The sequence below is a fragment of the Mucilaginibacter angelicae genome, assembly GCF_042434235.1.
In the GTDB taxonomy this organism is placed as follows: domain Bacteria; phylum Bacteroidota; class Bacteroidia; order Sphingobacteriales; family Sphingobacteriaceae; genus Mucilaginibacter; species Mucilaginibacter angelicae.
Map to the genome: position 1 here is coordinate 1 of NZ_JBHLTS010000054.1, position 16,561 is coordinate 16,561.

At 38.1% G+C, this 16,561-nt stretch carries 11 protein-coding genes; all 11 read right to left on the minus strand.

What is annotated here, in order from left to right; translation table 11 throughout:
* Positions 1–1,548, minus strand: a 1,548-nt coding sequence (locus ACFFGT_RS19375) for a condensation domain-containing protein (protein WP_377024165.1), incomplete at its 3' end; no start/stop codon positions are given.
* Between the two features lie 39 nt (positions 1,549–1,587).
* The gene (locus ACFFGT_RS19380) at positions 1,588–2,739 is read right to left on the minus strand and encodes a glycosyltransferase family 9 protein (RefSeq protein WP_377024166.1); all 1,152 of its coding nucleotides are present in this window, start codon (positions 2,737–2,739) and stop codon (positions 1,588–1,590) included.
* Positions 2,740–3,261: 522 nt separating this feature from the next.
* A complete protein-coding gene (locus ACFFGT_RS19385; protein ID WP_377024167.1) occupies positions 3,262–5,721 on the minus strand; it encodes an outer membrane beta-barrel protein in 2,460 nt (819 codons plus the stop codon).
* A gap of 76 nt (positions 5,722–5,797) precedes the next feature.
* On the minus strand, positions 5,798–6,676 hold the full coding sequence (locus ACFFGT_RS19390) for a glycosyltransferase family 9 protein (protein WP_377024168.1): 879 nt from the start codon (positions 6,674–6,676) through the stop codon (positions 5,798–5,800).
* Entirely contained in the window at positions 6,673–6,870 is a 198-nt protein-coding gene (locus tag ACFFGT_RS19395; RefSeq protein WP_377024169.1) for a hypothetical protein, read from the minus strand. Before ACFFGT_RS19395 ends, ACFFGT_RS19390 begins: the two co-directional genes overlap by 4 nt.
* 27 nt (positions 6,871–6,897) lie before the next feature.
* Positions 6,898–8,514 (minus strand): MBL fold metallo-hydrolase, encoded by a 1,617-nt coding sequence (locus ACFFGT_RS19400; RefSeq protein ID WP_377024170.1) that lies wholly within the window; start codon positions 8,512–8,514, stop codon positions 6,898–6,900.
* Between the two features lie 66 nt (positions 8,515–8,580).
* On the minus strand, positions 8,581–8,949 hold the full coding sequence (locus ACFFGT_RS19405) for a hypothetical protein (protein ID WP_377024171.1): 369 nt from the start codon (positions 8,947–8,949) through the stop codon (positions 8,581–8,583).
* 11 nt (positions 8,950–8,960) lie between these two features.
* Complete coding sequence (locus ACFFGT_RS19410; protein ID WP_377024172.1) at positions 8,961–11,396, minus strand: penicillin acylase family protein; 2,436 nt, start codon at positions 11,394–11,396, stop codon at positions 8,961–8,963.
* Positions 11,397–11,632: 236 nt separating this feature from the next.
* Positions 11,633–12,370 carry a thioesterase II family protein gene (locus ACFFGT_RS19415; protein WP_377024173.1) on the minus strand — a complete coding sequence of 246 codons (738 nt, stop codon included), beginning with the start codon at positions 12,368–12,370 and terminating at the stop codon, positions 11,633–11,635.
* A 47-nt stretch (positions 12,371–12,417) separates the two neighbouring features.
* Positions 12,418–14,067 carry a cyclic peptide export ABC transporter gene (locus tag ACFFGT_RS19420; RefSeq protein ID WP_377024174.1) on the minus strand — a complete coding sequence of 550 codons (1,650 nt, stop codon included), beginning with the start codon at positions 14,065–14,067 and terminating at the stop codon, positions 12,418–12,420.
* A 91-nt stretch (positions 14,068–14,158) separates the two neighbouring features.
* Positions 14,159–16,561, minus strand: a 2,403-nt coding sequence (locus ACFFGT_RS19425; protein WP_377024175.1) for a non-ribosomal peptide synthetase, incomplete at its 5' end; no start/stop codon positions are given.

Consider the following 16,561-nt stretch of genomic DNA (forward strand, 5'->3'; position numbering starts at 1 on the left):
TGAGATCACCAGCCATTCACTCCGGTCCTGCATGATCCCCACCAGGTCCTCACGGCCTACACCCCTCAGGCGCAGGAAATGCGCCAGCCGGTTTGACAAACCGTTCAGTTCCGAATAGCTCAGCGTCTGTTCTCCGAATACCAGTGCTGGTGATCCGGCGGCCTGCGCTGCCTGTGCCTCGAAAAGCGAAACCAGTGTTTCCTCCTCAGGGTAGGCTACGGCCGTATCATTGAAACTTTCCAGGAGCTCTTTGCGCTCTGCAGCACTCAGGTAATCCAGCTCCGAAATTGGTACATCGGGATGTGCAATAACTTCACGTAATAAATTATCAAAATGAGTTAAAAGATTCCTTATTATGGATTCTTTAAATAAATCAGACTTATAATCAACCGATAAAATCAAATCACTTTCTGAAGAATATTCCAGCAGGTGGAATATCAAATCATCCTGCTGATATCCGCTTGAAAGATATTGAATAACTGTAGAAGCATTACCTAATAAGCTATCATAAGCATTTTTCTGATAGGAGAAAGTTACATTATAAAGGTTGCCTCGTCTGTTAACCTGCGTCAGCATTTCCGATATTGGAAAGCGCTGATGCCTAAAACATTGATTAAGCTCTGCCTTAATCAAACTCAACACATCGGCAAAAGAGCTTTCAGCTGCAAACGGGGCTGAAAATGGAAGAACATTAACAAAGGTTCCGAGTGTTTTTTTAAAACTCTTATTAATCCGGTTAAAAACCGGAATGCCAATAACTGTATCAGGATTACCGTATTTTTTATTTAGCGCTAAAATTAAAGCAAGAAAAAAATGAAAAACCGAACAGTTTTGAAGTTCACAAAACTGACTAATAAGACTAAACGATTCTCTCGATATAACAAGGTTTTCCCGTCGGGACGACATCGTATCAACACCAACAGCTTCTACGCATGTTTGAAATGCTTTTTCAAAATTATCACCGCTGAGCCTGTTGTTCCAAAAAACGGCGTCAACTTGATAATTCTGAGATTCCCGGTAAACAGCTTCATTTTCAATAAACTCTGCATAGGATGTACTTTCAACCGAAGCGTCTAACCCTTTAACACGTTTTGTATACAGTGCTGCTACCGAATTAAAAAACAGCGACATTGAATAGCCATCAAAAGCAAGGTGATGAACTTTTGTATACCAATAGTATTTATCTGAAGCACATTTAACCAGTGCTACTTTCAATAAATACTCCGATAAATTTAAAGGCTTATCAATATCTTCATAAATCCAATTCAAACAAGCATGATCCGCATCATCGGCGGCACTTAAATCAATTATCGCGATCTCAAATTTTGAGGAAAGTGGAGATATGATTTGCGATGTCTCGTTAAATATATTGTAGGCAATTTCAAGGGCGTCAGTACTATTTAAAACATCCTTTATAGCGTTGACTAATACACCTTCCGATATATTGCCAGATATAAGAGCATATCCGCCGACATTATAAAGTGTAGATTTAGGATAAATACTTTGGGTTAACCAGATTGGAACCTGGACCATTGATATTTTCGACATGCTATAATTTTTGATTATTTGCGATTAGGAGGCTGTTCATTAAGAAATCAAAACTTTATCTATGTATCCAATCAGCATTTCTGAAGTATACTCGCTACATGGTATTTCATTTCTTTGATTTCGCTCTTCTTCCGGCAGACTTCGCAAAACAGTTATTTTATTTTCACCATTACTCCTCTTTAAAAGCAAACAGTTAACTAACGGAGAGTTTCCCCACCAAGAATTCACACTTTGATTCTTCAAATAATCTGTTCCCGTATAAGTAACTATTAATGGAATCTGATCGCGGGATACGCCGTCGTCAAAAAATTTATTGTAGATTGATGATGTACAATGCATAATGCCAGTACAGGGACCGAAGACAAATTTGGTATATTTAGAAGAAATGATACAAAAAACCTCCCTTAACGACAGCTTCTTCGAGAAAATCATTTTATCAATATTTTCATCCCCAAGCCATTCACGATAAAAGCCTTCTTTGCCAATATCGTTTTCGTCAAAATTGATAATTTTTACGTTTTTTCTTTTTAACAGATGGCCGAGAAACTCGAAGTAAACCCAGATCTTCAGAAGTTTAAGATTGCTGGTTGTAGAATCCAATAAAACAAACAGACTGTCATCAGGAGTTACGCCGTTTTCTTCCAACCATTTTTCTCCCCACGCTTTTTCTTCTTGACTTATGAATAATTGAAGGGGCTTAGGTGTCTTAACAAAATTGAGTATATCGTAATTTACAGGAAAAACAAATACACCATTTCCATCCGGATCGAGGAAGGGCTTTGACATAGAGAAAACAGCTATCTTAAACTCACCGTTTTTAACGGAGACACTGTAACGAACCACGAAATGTTCCATAATTCTCTCCTCGTGATAGGATACGCATATTATAACATCGTATTGCTGAAAATCAACGTCCTCATAAGTTGAGGGCAGAATACTGTTTACATTAGGATTGTTCTTTAACAACGCCATGTATTGATTAATACTCTGTCCGGGTGGAAAATTGATATCTATGGCCGCGTTACTGTAATAATCCCGCAAATAGCGTAACCTGTCGAATCTCACGCAACAATCACCCAAAAAAAACTTTTTCTCTTCATCGAAGATTACTAAAACCTTCTTTACCTTTTCCCTGCTAAAAAGCGCGTTATTCTTTGTAATCGCGTTGAGTATCAACTGATAATCCTCCATTTGATTTGACTTACTTCTATTTTGATTTACTAAAAACTGAACATAGAAAACCCCATCCCGCAAAACAGGTCAATTCAAAAAAAATCACAACATTTCCCGGTAGCGACAATGGGCATAAAAAACCATCATCGCAACGAGGAATATTACCAGAAACAATACATATTAAAAATTCCCCTTTTTCGACGGACTTAAGATCCGGGGCATATCGGAATGTTTTAATATAGATAGATGTATACTTTCTCTTGGCTTAAAAAACTGGATATTTTTTTAAAACATCATTTTAACTATTGATTAAAGGCTCCAGGTCAAACAAACGAAACATCGAGATATTATTACTTTTATCATCGATATTACGATTATAAAAATACACGTTTTTTTTATGTTTCAAAAAAAAAACAACTTTTTTATATTTTATTATAGAGGATATTTTAATAACATATATTCTCCAATAAAATCACACAATACCAACAACGATGTGGATTAAACACAGCAAAAGCACGGATCCTATTTGAAAAAAAAAGATCAATTTTCTTTAATATTTGTTCTCTTCTTCTCGTCCTCAGCAGGATCGCCTGATTTTATCTTTTTAACTTTTCCACCGAAATTGTAAGTAAAGCTTAACCGCCCCACGGTAGCTTCATAATGATTGTTCCAATACTGCCTGATTAATGGCGAGTTTTGAACATACTTGCTTTTATAGGTATGAAAAACATCAGTTAAATTAAATGACAGTGACCCACGGGTACCAAATATCAATTGCCTAAGCCCGGTAGTGAATTGTACATAAGGATCATTGGTAACGTTTCGTTCAATTGATTTGCCTCTATATCTAACTAAGGTTAAGAAGGTAAACCGTTTAGATAATGCGAAGGAATTATAAGTATCAAAATTAAAAGACAGCATACCAGAGGTATTTAATCCGCTGTTATCCGCCCCCCCGGTTGTGAATGATTGCTGGGCCAAACGAATATTTGTGCTTGTAAACCACCAAGGTTTTATCTGTTTAGTATAGGCTAAAATGAAGCTAAAATACTGAGAGTGTTTGTTGTTCTCTGGTAAAGTTGTAGCAATTCCTGTACTGTCAAACGGAACGGTTAGGTAAATAAAATCGTGTTTATTAAAACTATAATTGAATGTTGCATACAAGGCATCTTTGAACGAATAGGTAAGCGAGGTGTTATAAGATATTACCGGCTGTAAATTGGGATTTCCTTGTAAATAATTATCAGAGTTAATAATACGAATCAACGGGTTTAAGTTTTCATAGGTTGGCCTGTCTGTTTTTTTATCCGCACTTAAATTTAAACCGTGGCCACCCTTAAATTTATAATTAAAGTACATGCTTGGAAAAAGCTGAAAGTAATTCCTGTTAAAAACCTGCCCGGTTTGCAACTGCTCGCCCTTTCCCCAGGTATTTTCTCCGCGAACCCCAAACTGGTAAGAAAACTTCTTGTTGGTTTTATTATAAGTTGCGTAAAAGGCATTAATGTTTTCAGAATATCTAAAAAAATCATTTTGTGAATCATCCTGTATATAATCGTTTCCTGTGAGATTAAAAAAACGGTTACTGTTATTTGATCTCACATAGCTTGATTTTAAACCTAATTCGAGGGTAGCATCTTTTTTAATTGGCTGAGTATAATCTACTTTTGCCGAGTAGATGCTAAAATTACGATCCTGATCAAAAAGTGACATCGCATTTGACAGGGATGTTCCCAAAGTATCAAAAACGCTATTTACATTGTTCTGGGTAGAATTATTAGTATATCTATAGTAATCTAAATCTGCAGAAAGCTCTTTTCCAGCTGTATCCAGTTCAGAGGCCAAGTGCGCGCTGGATGAAAAATTATTGGAATTGGTTTTAACCAAATTATCAAAAGATGTTGGGTTAGTTTGCGATAAATTAGCATCAACCCCGGTTGTATGTGAGTGCGCATCCTTATTAAATATGGTGATACCATCATAAACCGATAAAGACAAGGTGGTTTTTTGTGTAAAATAAAAATCTATTCCAACATTGGGTGTGTAGGTTCTGTTTTTGCGAACGCTATTTATAAAAGCAGTAGACTGTCCGGTTAAGTTAGCGTTATCAAAAAATTGCGTTCTTAATTCATTATTAACAAAATACTTGTTAAATGAGTTATCGGTATTGACGAAAATGTTATATGATTTTCCTTTGTAGTTCAGATTGAGTCCACCGCTGTATTTGGCATATTCGCCCTGTCCTATTCCACCGTAAACGGTGCCGTTCAATCCATCTTTTTTGTTTTTCTTTCTAACAATATTTATAATGCCGCCGCTGCCGGCTGCATCATATTTTGAGGAGGGGTGGGCAATCAACTCAATCTTTTGGATACTGGTCGGAGACATCCCTTTCAATAAACTGGCTAACGCTTCTGAAGATAAAGGGGTAGCTTTTCCGTCAATATAGATCTTTACATCCCGCCCATTCAGATTAATCTGATCGCTCGGATCAACCTGAACACCTGGCAGCTGATTAAATAACTCCATTACAGAAGGCGTTGTTATGGTGCTATTCAAGTTAATGATTGTTTTATCCGCCCTCCTTTCAATAAGCGGCTTTTGCGCAGTAACATTCACTGTACTAAGCATTTTCACTGATGGATTTAGCTTTATAACCCCTAAATCAACAACCGGATTATGTGCATCAACCAGAATGTTTTTCCTGATTGCTGTTTCGTATCCTAATAAAGAAATCTTAAGGGTGTAAGCTCCCTCCTGGCGCACACCAATACTAAATGCCCCCGTTTCGCTACTCGACGAATTGAAATGTGAACTGGAATCAACCTGGCTTCTCAACGTTATGGTCAATGATGGTAATGGACTCTTTCTTTCATCAACAACAACACCTTTAACGGTTCCTTTTAGTGAATTTTGCGCATAGGCTAAATAAGTGTTTGAAAATAAAACTATGAAGGCAATGATCTTAAAAACTTTAGATATTAAGAAATTATTAGGCATAGGTAGCTTTAGTAAAATATTTATAACGCAATATAAACTATATATTTAGTTTTTCTTCAATAATACTTAAATTTTTTCATTGAAATATTATTTCGCCTCGTTTCATCGATTTCGCCAGAAGAAAATCACGAACTTCATCAACGGTGATTGACCGCATACAAAGTTTGTCGTATGGACAGGCACCTTTACCAAGAAAATCGATACACGGAGAGCAAGTAAGATTCTTTGAAATATTAATATTATTTGCATGCCCCCACACCGCAGGTGCAGAAGGGCCAAAAAAAACAATGCCTGGAGTGCCAAATGCATTTGTAACATGCGAAAGAAAAGAGACCACCCCAATAAAAAAATATGCGTGCTTAACCAAGGCTATTGATTCCCGAATGGATGTTTGTCCGCGTAAATCAATTGCTCCTTCAACTAAGGTTTCATTTTTTACCCCCAACTGAATAAAAGTGTGCCCGGGCGTTGTACTCACCAGTTCCCGCCAATACTCAATCGGCCACATTTGATTAGCAGAAGACACTGAGGTGATATTGATAATTACCGGATTTACATACTTTGACAATTGAGATTTAGCAAAGGTGTCTTCTTCGTCTGTTGTAAATAATTGAACATTGGAATGCTCTAACTCTATACCAATCATTTCGGCAACAATCTTCGAGGCTGCAATTTCATAAGTAAAAGAAGGCCTTACCAAACCATAAGCGATATTTTTGGGAGAAATTATTTTCATCCGCTCGAGAAAGCCATAATACCACCCATTAAATCGATTAATAATCAAAAACTTATGGATATAGGGATTGTATTTCAGAACCTCCTCAAAATCTTTATTAGCAAAAATAACAGCAATCTGGTGTTCCGGAAACCTCGACTGGAGTTCTTTAAAAATTGGGGTTGATAAAACAACATCGCCGAGCCCGCCCCACAATTTAATGTGTATTGTTTTCTTCATGGCATTTCTTTCAATAATTTGAACTGTTCTATACAAAACAGATAGAGAACTTCATCCTTATGTAACAGGTACAACCCTTTGTAATTTCTATCCGAAATTTTCTTTTGATTTTCAAGGGCACGTAAAGTTCGTATAGCAGTTAATTTTTCTTCAAACTCCAGGATCTTCTGATCAATGTATGCTTCTTTATTCATTTGAAAACAGTGTAAATATTAATACCGTTAGCCTATTAGTTCTTTTTTGGGGCTGTACAATATTTCCTTTTCACCAAAAAGCCGCTCGGCAATAATGGATCTCGATTTACAATCATCTATGAGGCGGTTAGATTGTATTATGGGATTAGATTCATCAGTATATTTTATACTGCTGATAAACTCAAGCCAAGGCTCCTGCCCCATTGCATAAACGTAAACTTCTTTCGGGTTAAAAATCTCTACCAGTTTTATCCCTTTACCATAGTCTGAACCAGCAAGGCGTCTTGACTGATCCTTATCGCGAGGCAGTTCACTGGTTAGAAGCGGCCCGTAAAGCCAGGATAAAGGTGCTCCGTCGCACTCCATTCCTAAAAATATTACATCAATGTCTCCTATTGCGCTATGCACATGTTCATAAAGCCTGGATTCTAAAATTCTTGAGTCTGCGGCAAAAAGAAAGGTAAAATCTTGTATTCTCACGTGGAAACATGTTTTTGCCCTCACGTTTAAATCACTATGTTCTCCGGTGAATGGCAGGCCCGTGATTGTGCAGTTTTCAAACTTGATCTCTTCCATCTCGTTGATCTCGATCACCTGATCAAAACCAATTTGCTGAAAAAACAGCTTTAAACTCGGATCCTGTAAGGCTCCACTGGTTGTAACCGGAACAATAAGATTCTTTATTTTGTGTCGTAACGGCAACAAGGTCTCAAGGAGTATATGATCCTGATGATTATGCGTAATCAAAACGTAGTCAATTACATCAGGGATATCAGCATCTGAATAATGTTCAATTTGCGAGGTATAACCATAATAACTGATAACAGGATCAATCAAAATGCTCAGCCCACATGTTTCTAATAAAATACAAGCATGGCCAAAGTATCGCATACGCACGTTTTCTCCATTATATTTTTCATAAACCGGAGGTGGCGTAACAGTAAAAAATGATTTAAAAAGCGGTACATCAGCAGGGGCAATCTTAAGAGTTTCAATAATATCTGGTAATGACCCGGCATTACGTTTCATTCGGCTTAATTCATCTATACCAAAGTGATCTAAGGGAATATCCAAATCCAGCATATGATCGTCACCCAATCTTGGCGTACTTAAACAAAACGGCCGTTCGTCATTATTTGTAAGCCATAGTAAAATGCTTTGAGATTTTTTATTGTAAAACTCACTCTTATACAGCAATGACTCAAAAAAACGGAATGATACATTATTGTTCAAATCGTATACAAGCTCAACATAACCCTTTAATATTTCAGGAACCTTTTCGTAAAGTGGCTCCAGCGAATACCCGACAGCAGTCCCCTTCAAAAAAACATCCAGCGTTTTTAAAGCTTCTGCAAACTCTAACAATCTTGAATTTGCTGCAACTGTATCATCTCTAAGCTTTTTTATTTCAACAACCCGCTCCCCTTTATAATCAATAAAGGGGCCGCCCAGCATTTTAGGATTTAACACGGCCGCTGCATGTATTTGCGGCGATTGTATGTATGAATCCATAATGCGTAAATGCCTGCCTGTTATGTTCATAGCTGCTGTTGCCGGCGAGATAAGATGCGACCATGCATACCATCTATCTACCAGTGGTTCAATAACCACGTTTGGCTTTAAGTAATACAATTCGTTACTCATAAGTAGAAATCAAGGTTAAATCTGTTTAATCTTTATCAGATCAGACCGAACTGAGCGGTTGCAAACTCAATCTAATTCTGAAGTATTTTCATGTCCAAATATTTTGTGCCCGGTATGCAATGATAATCCTGTCAGTAGCCCCCCTACCAGCCCTGAGAAAAATATGATCATCTTGCTGTTAACGGATATAATTGCTCCAATTTGATCTAACACCGGATTTCCATCATGGGAAAAATATAAGTTACCGATAACCCAGACAGAAAAGCCGGCCAAAAAGCCGATAATAAATGTTGGCACTTTCCAACCAAGGAAAGTAATTAACATACCGAGCAACAGTAGCGGAATACAAAAAAACCACCAGGGTAAAATCTCAAATACAGAGGTAATGGTTACACCAAAAACGGAGAGAAAAAACACTTTGAAGTTAGTTTTCATATAGATATATCTTAATTATTGGCGAAAACCCATTTATTAGTCGACACTTTTCGGGCTTCCGAAATTGAACGGTAAAAATTCAGTGGAAAATATTGACCATTATTCCAGGGCTGGACAAAGTTTGAATAATAGCTGCTTGCCGGGTTTCCTGACTGCCCACCCGGATAAATTCCAAATGCTTTCGGATGATCACCAAGTTCAACAACCATTCGCCATGAAGGCCCCCAGCCCGAACTAACAGCATTAATAGCGTTGGGATTGCCTGCAGAAGAAAGATTGTTAATGCTGAGGGCTTCCAGTTTTGTCATATGAAGCACATTAACCTTATTAATGTCTCCCCAGGCTATACTGCCTTTAAGCTTTTGTTTTTCGTACTCTTTGTTGGCATTGATAAACGATTGGGTAATAATATCCGATGCATTTTCCACTTTCGCGGTTTCCAGTTTGTCGAAAATGCGGTCTGCAGGGTCTTTTTCAATTAAATCCAACAAAACATAGTCATCAGGAAATCTTATATTAAAATAGTAACTATTGAATTCATCGAATGTATATTCAGAGACCTTCTTCCACCATAAATCGAAAAATAATGCTTTTTGGTCTGTCTTGTTATAAGCTCCATTCCAACCGGAAATAGAAGCCAGTTGTTTAACTTCCCAGGCATTCAATTTGCCCTTGTTTATTAACCTGTTTAAAAGAGGAAGGGCCTTTACAGCAATATCGCTTACATTATCCAGTTGAATAGCTTTCATTCTCTCAACATCAAATTTATCCCCGCTCTTTAAAAGAGCATTTATCCTGTTTGCCCTTGCTTCGGTATAATAACCGTTATAATAATGGGGATAAGCTTGGGTTGTGGGATGTTGATTTGCTGAAAAAACATATCCACTTTGAGGATTATGAACCCGAGGTAAGCTATCGGGCGAAATATTTTTGGTAAATAAGTACTCGCTTTTAGTACCATCCATAATAAACTTGCCCTGGCCTTTAGATTTTACAGCCATATTACCCTGATGGAAAATAGCTATATCATTATTTGTAGATGCAAACGTAAAATTTTGAGTTGGGCTACAATACGATCTTACAGCATTCTGAAAATCGACATAATTTTGAGCTTTATTGAGTTTAATGAACGTTATAAATTCGTTTGATGGCCGATGTAATTGCCAGCTCAACGCATAGTTCATATACTCGGTAGACTTTGGGAAACTTTTATTATCTATTATAGGGCCATGTATCGTGCTGAAAACGGTATCGAAAAATGATTTTTGATTTCTTCTGCGAATTTCCTCAACCCTTAATCCTAAATTAAGCCACTTTCCATCAAATTTGTAACGACGATAATCATTGCTGATTTTTAATTTGTACCAATCTTTAACATCATCAGCACCGTTTGTCATACCCCATGCAATTTTTTCATTAAATCCGATAGTGATTGCCGGGGTTCCGGGTATGCAAACTCCATAAACATTTGTCCCCGGTGCTGATAGCTGCATTTCCAACCAAACAGCCGGCAACGTCAGGTTTAAGTGAGGGTCGGTGCATAGTATCGGAAAACCTGATTTTGTTTTTTTACCCGATACAGCCCAGCTATTACTTCCGAGCTTAGGATTATAAGAGCTTTTAGATAAAACGGAATTAGAATATAAGAAATTAAAATCCAGGTATGAGGGCTTTGAAATTTTATAAACCGAATCTTTTAACTTAGCATTATCAGGAACGATAGGCGATATTTCATTAACAAAATCGGGGAATAATTTATTAAAGCCGGTGTCGCCCAGGGCCAGGATCATTTTTGATAGATAAGCATCCTCTTCGTACCCGCTTAAAGTATTGCCAAGTTGTTTCAGTATGATCACACTTTTTAACTTAGACCATAACTCTGGTTTATAATCCAGGATTTTATACTCAAAAGGAAGGTCTTTGTAATTTAACCTATTGATGTATGCATTCACCCCGTTAGTATAAGCGGTCAACGCGTTGTTAGTTTCCACATCTTTTTCAATCACCTTGAGCGATTGTTGGGCCGAAGCTAATATTCCAAGCCTTCTCTGATTACGGTCATAATCAAGAAACTCGGGTTTGTCAAATATCTCCGACATCCGTCCTGCGCCCACATAGGTTAAAAAATCCATTTGCCACAAGCGTAAATAAGCAGTGACATACCCTTGTGCAAAATACATGTCGTGATCATTTTTTGCATAAATGTGCGGTACTTTACGGTTATCAAAAAAAACGCTTACAGAATCATGCAGCATTCGGTCATGTACCTTTAACGAAGATTGAAGGTACATTTGATCACTCTTATATTGAACAACACCGATGAATGGATTTAAGATCCTGCCTAATGGAGCAACGCCGAACAATTGATTTGACAGCGCGAAAATTAATATGATCAGCGCGGTCATCGGGAATAAAAAATAGAAATTGAAATTCAATTTTTCTTTCATTATATAATCGATGTAAGTATCGGTTTAGGCAGGTCAAACATTAATAATGCGAGTATTGGGAAGATTAGATTGTTATTCGCAGTAGTATCTATTAAAAAAAACGGGCATTTTAATTTCTGATTCATAATGAAGTAGTCATATCGAGCTTTCATCAAATTTTTCGTAACAATTGTGGGGCTATTTCTTCGGCTTTGGCAATCATACGCTACCCGCATTTTTGCCAAAAAACCCAATAGTTATGTTTTGCTAACTGGCACGTCCTCCAATAATTTATGCCCGTTATGTTTCGTTTTAAAGCCACAACTCTTAATAATTGCGCTAACCTTTTCGGGATGATTATCGATAAAGAAATGCCCCCCCTCCAGTATATCGTAACTAAAATCCGATTGTGTAAACCTGTTCCAATTCTCAATCCTATCCACAAATTCTTCTTCATTTCCCATAATCGCATGTAAAGACGACCGTACTGGAGGCACAAGTTCTACTTCGTTTCGTTCGGCAACCTCAAAATCAGCTCTTAAAATGGGTTCAAAAAAATCTAACAACTCTTTATTGCTTAAAAAATCTTCTGAAGCTCCGCCCAGATTTCGGATTTCATTTAAAAATTCAGGGGGATTAAATAGATATCTGTTTTTTTTTATTGACCCTCCCGGTCCAGGATTTCCACTTACAATTAAGTATGCTGGTGATCTATTTATCTGTTCCAGCATCGAGCAAACTTTTAAGGCCAGGTAAGCCCCCATACTATGTCCGTAAATTAAAAACCCTCCGGGCGACAACAGCCTGGAAATTTGATCAAATACGTCTTGCGCAGCTTTTTCAAAATCGCTTATTAACTCTTCAGATATCCTTTTCCCTCTACCTGGCAATTCGATAGGAATAACTTCAAAATCATCCAGGTAAGGGCGGAATTTTTGAAAGGAATAAACACTCCCGCCTGCATAATGCAATAAAAACAACTTCGTCTTTTTCAACTTATAACATACTAATAATGAACTACCAACAACAACAACAACTCTAATTAGGCAAAAGCTCCCGAACTCACCAATGTCAGCTTACCGAAATCAATTCGATAAAGCTTGTCAGCACAATTGTAATATTTGTCATCATGTGTGATACAAATAATAGTAAAACCTTCTTGCTTAAGTAATGGGATGATTTCAGTATAAAATTTCTTCCGGAAATAAGGGTCCTGATCTGCAGCCCATTCATCCAATACCAGGACTGGCTTTTTTTCTAACAAAATGGCAATAAGGGCAAGTCGTTTGCGCTGCCCGGTAGATAAATTGGTAGTTGAAAGCACGCGCTCAGACAGGCTTACCTTGCCGGTAAGTTCAAATAATTCGAGGTAATAATGCCATTCATTATAATCTATAATATCGACACCTATAATTTCATTAAAAAGATAGAAATCACTAAAAACAACAGAAAATATGTTTCGATAACTTGCATAAGTATCATTATTAACTGGTATCCCGTTTAGTTTTATATTCCAAACGGTTGGTGTATAAATGCCAATTACGCTATAAATCAATGTTGTTTTTCCACTTCCGTTTCCGCCGTATAAAAAAATCACATCTCCTTTGCTAATATCCAGGTGTACGGGACCAATACTGAAGCCATTAACGCCATCGTATGAAAACTTTAAATCGCTTATAGCAATTGAGCTAAAGTCCCGTATCTTTAGTTCATTAATCATTGCCTCCGGCTTACTACTACTGATTAGTTCCCGTTCCAGGTCATCTTTAAGCTCCATTAAATGATTGAAGGCAACCCGCGCTTTTATTAATCCTGGAAATAACACCATAATAGTCTCCAGCGACCCAAGCAGGTAAATTAATGTAAAAACAAAACTGACAAGATCGCTGGATTTAACTTTAGAAGAAACACTAAAAAAAAGCAATATGGAGGAAATGAGGATGTAAAACAGAATCTGCCCTGTTACGGAATTATTTAACAGACCGGTTAAAGCAATTGTGTTGGTTTTATACATTAGCCTGGCAGTGCTTTTTATGTTTTCATACATATAACTGCCTTTTTTAGGCTCCATGTTTATTTCTTTGAATCCGTCTATTATTCCTCTGTATTTCTCAAAAAAAACGGTTTCCATTTTGCGAACAGTTTCAAAATTCCGCAGGTTCTTCTTGGCATTAAAGTAGTAAACAGCCATACCGGCAATGGCAATGCAAACAGTTAGGGAAAACAAAAAGAGTGAAATCGAGGCTTGATAAAACAAGCAACTGATAGACATCACTAAAGCGGTAAAGAAATTGATTATGTTGACTGATGCTTCTGTTAATGCATTAACATCGGTGATAATTGCCGTCTGTATTTCACTTTTTTTGCTGGAAATTTGCGAATAATTTGTTTTTAGAATTAATTCCAGTACCTGCTTTCTCAAACTCCAAAATATCTTTTGCGATAATTTTATAATCTTAAGCGCTAACGTCTTTCTTATCCATACAAATAATAGTACGATCAGTACAAATGAAAGAACATACTCTCTGTTTACCGTGTTATATTTTCCGGAAATGATTTCTGAAATTATTCGTGTTATTCCATTAATAAACAGAAAGCTAAACAAGCCAGATAATATTCCTAAAAAAACACAAGCTAAAAAATTAATGTTCCCTGCAACCGGAAGTATAATCTCCTTTAAAATTCTGCGCATTATTTGATTTGCAATTTCATATTCTCTATAAACTATTCGGTGCCCTATGTAAATCAGCTGTCACACTTAATGATCAGTGGAGCTAAATCCGTTAAGACATTTCATATATGGATTTAGCCGCAAGCTGACGTCTAATTTCATCTGAAAACAGATCAATATTTTCAGACGACATTGCTTGCCAATGATCGCCTGATATATAATTTAATTCAAGTCCCTTAGCGGTATAGTTTTTCCAGCTTTCCATACATGCGGGATTGTTTGCCCCGCTTGATTCGTAAGCGATGATATCTACATCTACTTTTCCAACCTTTTTGTGTTGTTTAGACATTCGAATATTGTTTGCCAAAAAACGTTGATAATGTAACTGGTCGATTGTATTTTCAAGAAACTGACCTTGATTTTTGAGAAGCCATTCAGATTCATTTTCAATATCGCGCAAATCCTCTGCGTTATCCGGGCTTTCGCCGGCACTCACATCTATGAGCATCAGGTTGAAATTGGCAAACCTTGGTTTCAAAATCCGGGCGATTTCATAAGCAATTAGCCCTCCCATCGAATATCCCAGAATAATAAACTTTTCATCTGACTGCTTATCCGCTATTTGTTCGCTAAATGCCTTCGCAATCTGCTCAATCGATTCGTAAAAGGTTTCATTACTCTCTAACCCATCAAATTGAAGCCCGTAACAAACTGCGTAACTTTCAAGCTTTTTTGCTAAAGCTTTATACAAAACCGAGTTTCCGAACACAGGAGGTATACAATACACATTTTTTTTGCTTGAATCAGCTTTATTCAGCAGAATAAGGTTGCCATTTGTTTTTCGGCATGAGGCTAACATCGCCACTGTTGGGTAATTATAAATATCCCTGATTGTAAATGACAAATTCAATCGCTTATTTAAAATCGATTTAAGTTTTATAGCCTTCAGACTATGGCCCCCTAAGTCAAAAAAGTTATCATTGATCCCGATACCATTCCGCCCGAGCACTTCTTCCCATATCCCGATAAGCCTGGCTTCCGTCTCATTACGCGCACCCTCGTAAACCGTGCCGCCCAAAAGCACATGTCCCTCTGGCGATGGGAGCCGCTTTTTATCCACCTTTCCATTGCTCGTTAGCGGCAATGAATCCATCTGTACATAGTGGCCCGGTACCATATAGCCCGGCAAACGTTCCTGCAAGTGCTGCCGAAGTTCAGTCACATTCAGTACCGTGTCGCTTACCACGTACGCTACCAGCTCCCGTTCGCCGCTGCCCAGATCCAGCGCCTGTACAACCGAGCTGCTTACATCACCGTGGCCACTAAGCGCACTCTCGATCTCCCCTAACTCGATCCGGTAACCACGGATCTTTACCTGGTCATCTAAACGCCCATGATATTCTATATTGCCGTCCGCAAGCCATCTGCCAAGGTCTCCCGTACGGTATAGGCGTTCGCCGGACTTGAATGGGTTGGCGATAAACTTCTCAGCGCTCAGCTCTTCACGGTTCAGGTAACCCCTCGCAACACCAACTCCACCTATACAGATCTCCCCGATTACACCTACCGGCTGTAACTTTAAACCAGCATCTAAAATGTAGATACTCTCATTTAATAAAGGTTTTCCTATGGTTAGGGAGGTACTATCACTAATTAATAAAGAAGTACTCCAAATTGTTGTTTCGGTCGGGCCGTAAACGTTGATAGCTTTACAATTATCTCCACTTTTTAATTTGAGGTAATTCCCTACTCCAAGTGGTTCTCCCCCAATTAAAAGAACTTTTAGAGTTTGAATAAGATTTATACTGTCATTTCTATCAGTTTCTATTAATTGAGTTAGACCGGAAGGAGTTAATTGCAATACGTTTATTTTCTTATCTCTTATTGCCTGTAAAATATCCAACGGATTCGACTGGGAGAATAAGGATAATGTTATTCCTCTTGTTAATGTACCTAAAAGCTCAAGTACAGATATATCGAATGTATAATTAGTTACAGCTCCGAACACCCAACCCGGCTCTAAAAAGAACCTCTTATCCATATTCTCAAAGAAGCGGACCACACTCCGGTGTTCTACCATCACCCCCTTAGGTTTGCCTGTTGAGCCTGAGGTGTAGATCACATACGCCAGGTCCCTCGATTCGTTTACACCTGCGAGGTTATCTGCACCATATTCAGCTAATGACGACCGGAATTCCGATAACAAAGAGTCATCTATCAGTACCTTACAGCCGCTGTCTTTTAGCATATAACTGATCCGCTCTGAAGGGTAACCCGGATCGACCGGTACATATGCGCCTCCTGCCTTCAATACACCGAGGATCGCCACGATCATTTCTAAAGAACGTTCCAGGCAAATCCCCACCAGGTCCTCACGGCCTACCCCCCTCAGGCGCAGGAAATGCGCCAGCCGGTTTGACAAACCGTTCAGTTCCGAATAGCTCAGCGTCTGTTCTCCGAATACCAGTGCCGGTGATCCGGGGGCCTGCGCTGCCTGTGCCTCGAAAAGCGAAAC

What these genes read in the sequence shown, in the direction of transcription:
- ACFFGT_RS19405 (WP_377024171.1), bottom strand. Translation starts at nt 8,949, where the DNA reads ATGAAAACTAACTTCAAAGTGTTTTTTCTCTCCGTTTTTGGTGTAACC.
- ACFFGT_RS19400 (WP_377024170.1), bottom strand. Translation starts at nt 8,514, where the DNA reads ATGAGTAACGAATTGTATTACTTAAAGCCAAACGTGGTTATTGAACCA.
- ACFFGT_RS19385 (WP_377024167.1), bottom strand. Translation starts at nt 5,721, where the DNA reads ATGCCTAATAATTTCTTAATATCTAAAGTTTTTAAGATCATTGCCTTC.
- ACFFGT_RS19380 (WP_377024166.1), bottom strand. Translation starts at nt 2,739, where the DNA reads ATGGAGGATTATCAGTTGATACTCAACGCGATTACAAAGAATAACGCG.
- ACFFGT_RS19390 (WP_377024168.1), bottom strand. Translation starts at nt 6,676, where the DNA reads ATGAAGAAAACAATACACATTAAATTGTGGGGCGGGCTCGGCGATGTT.
- ACFFGT_RS19410 (WP_377024172.1), bottom strand. Translation starts at nt 11,396, where the DNA reads ATGAAAGAAAAATTGAATTTCAATTTCTATTTTTTATTCCCGATGACC.
- ACFFGT_RS19420 (WP_377024174.1), bottom strand. Translation starts at nt 14,067, where the DNA reads ATGCGCAGAATTTTAAAGGAGATTATACTTCCGGTTGCAGGGAACATT.
- ACFFGT_RS19395 (WP_377024169.1), bottom strand. Translation starts at nt 6,870, where the DNA reads ATGAATAAAGAAGCATACATTGATCAGAAGATCCTGGAGTTTGAAGAA.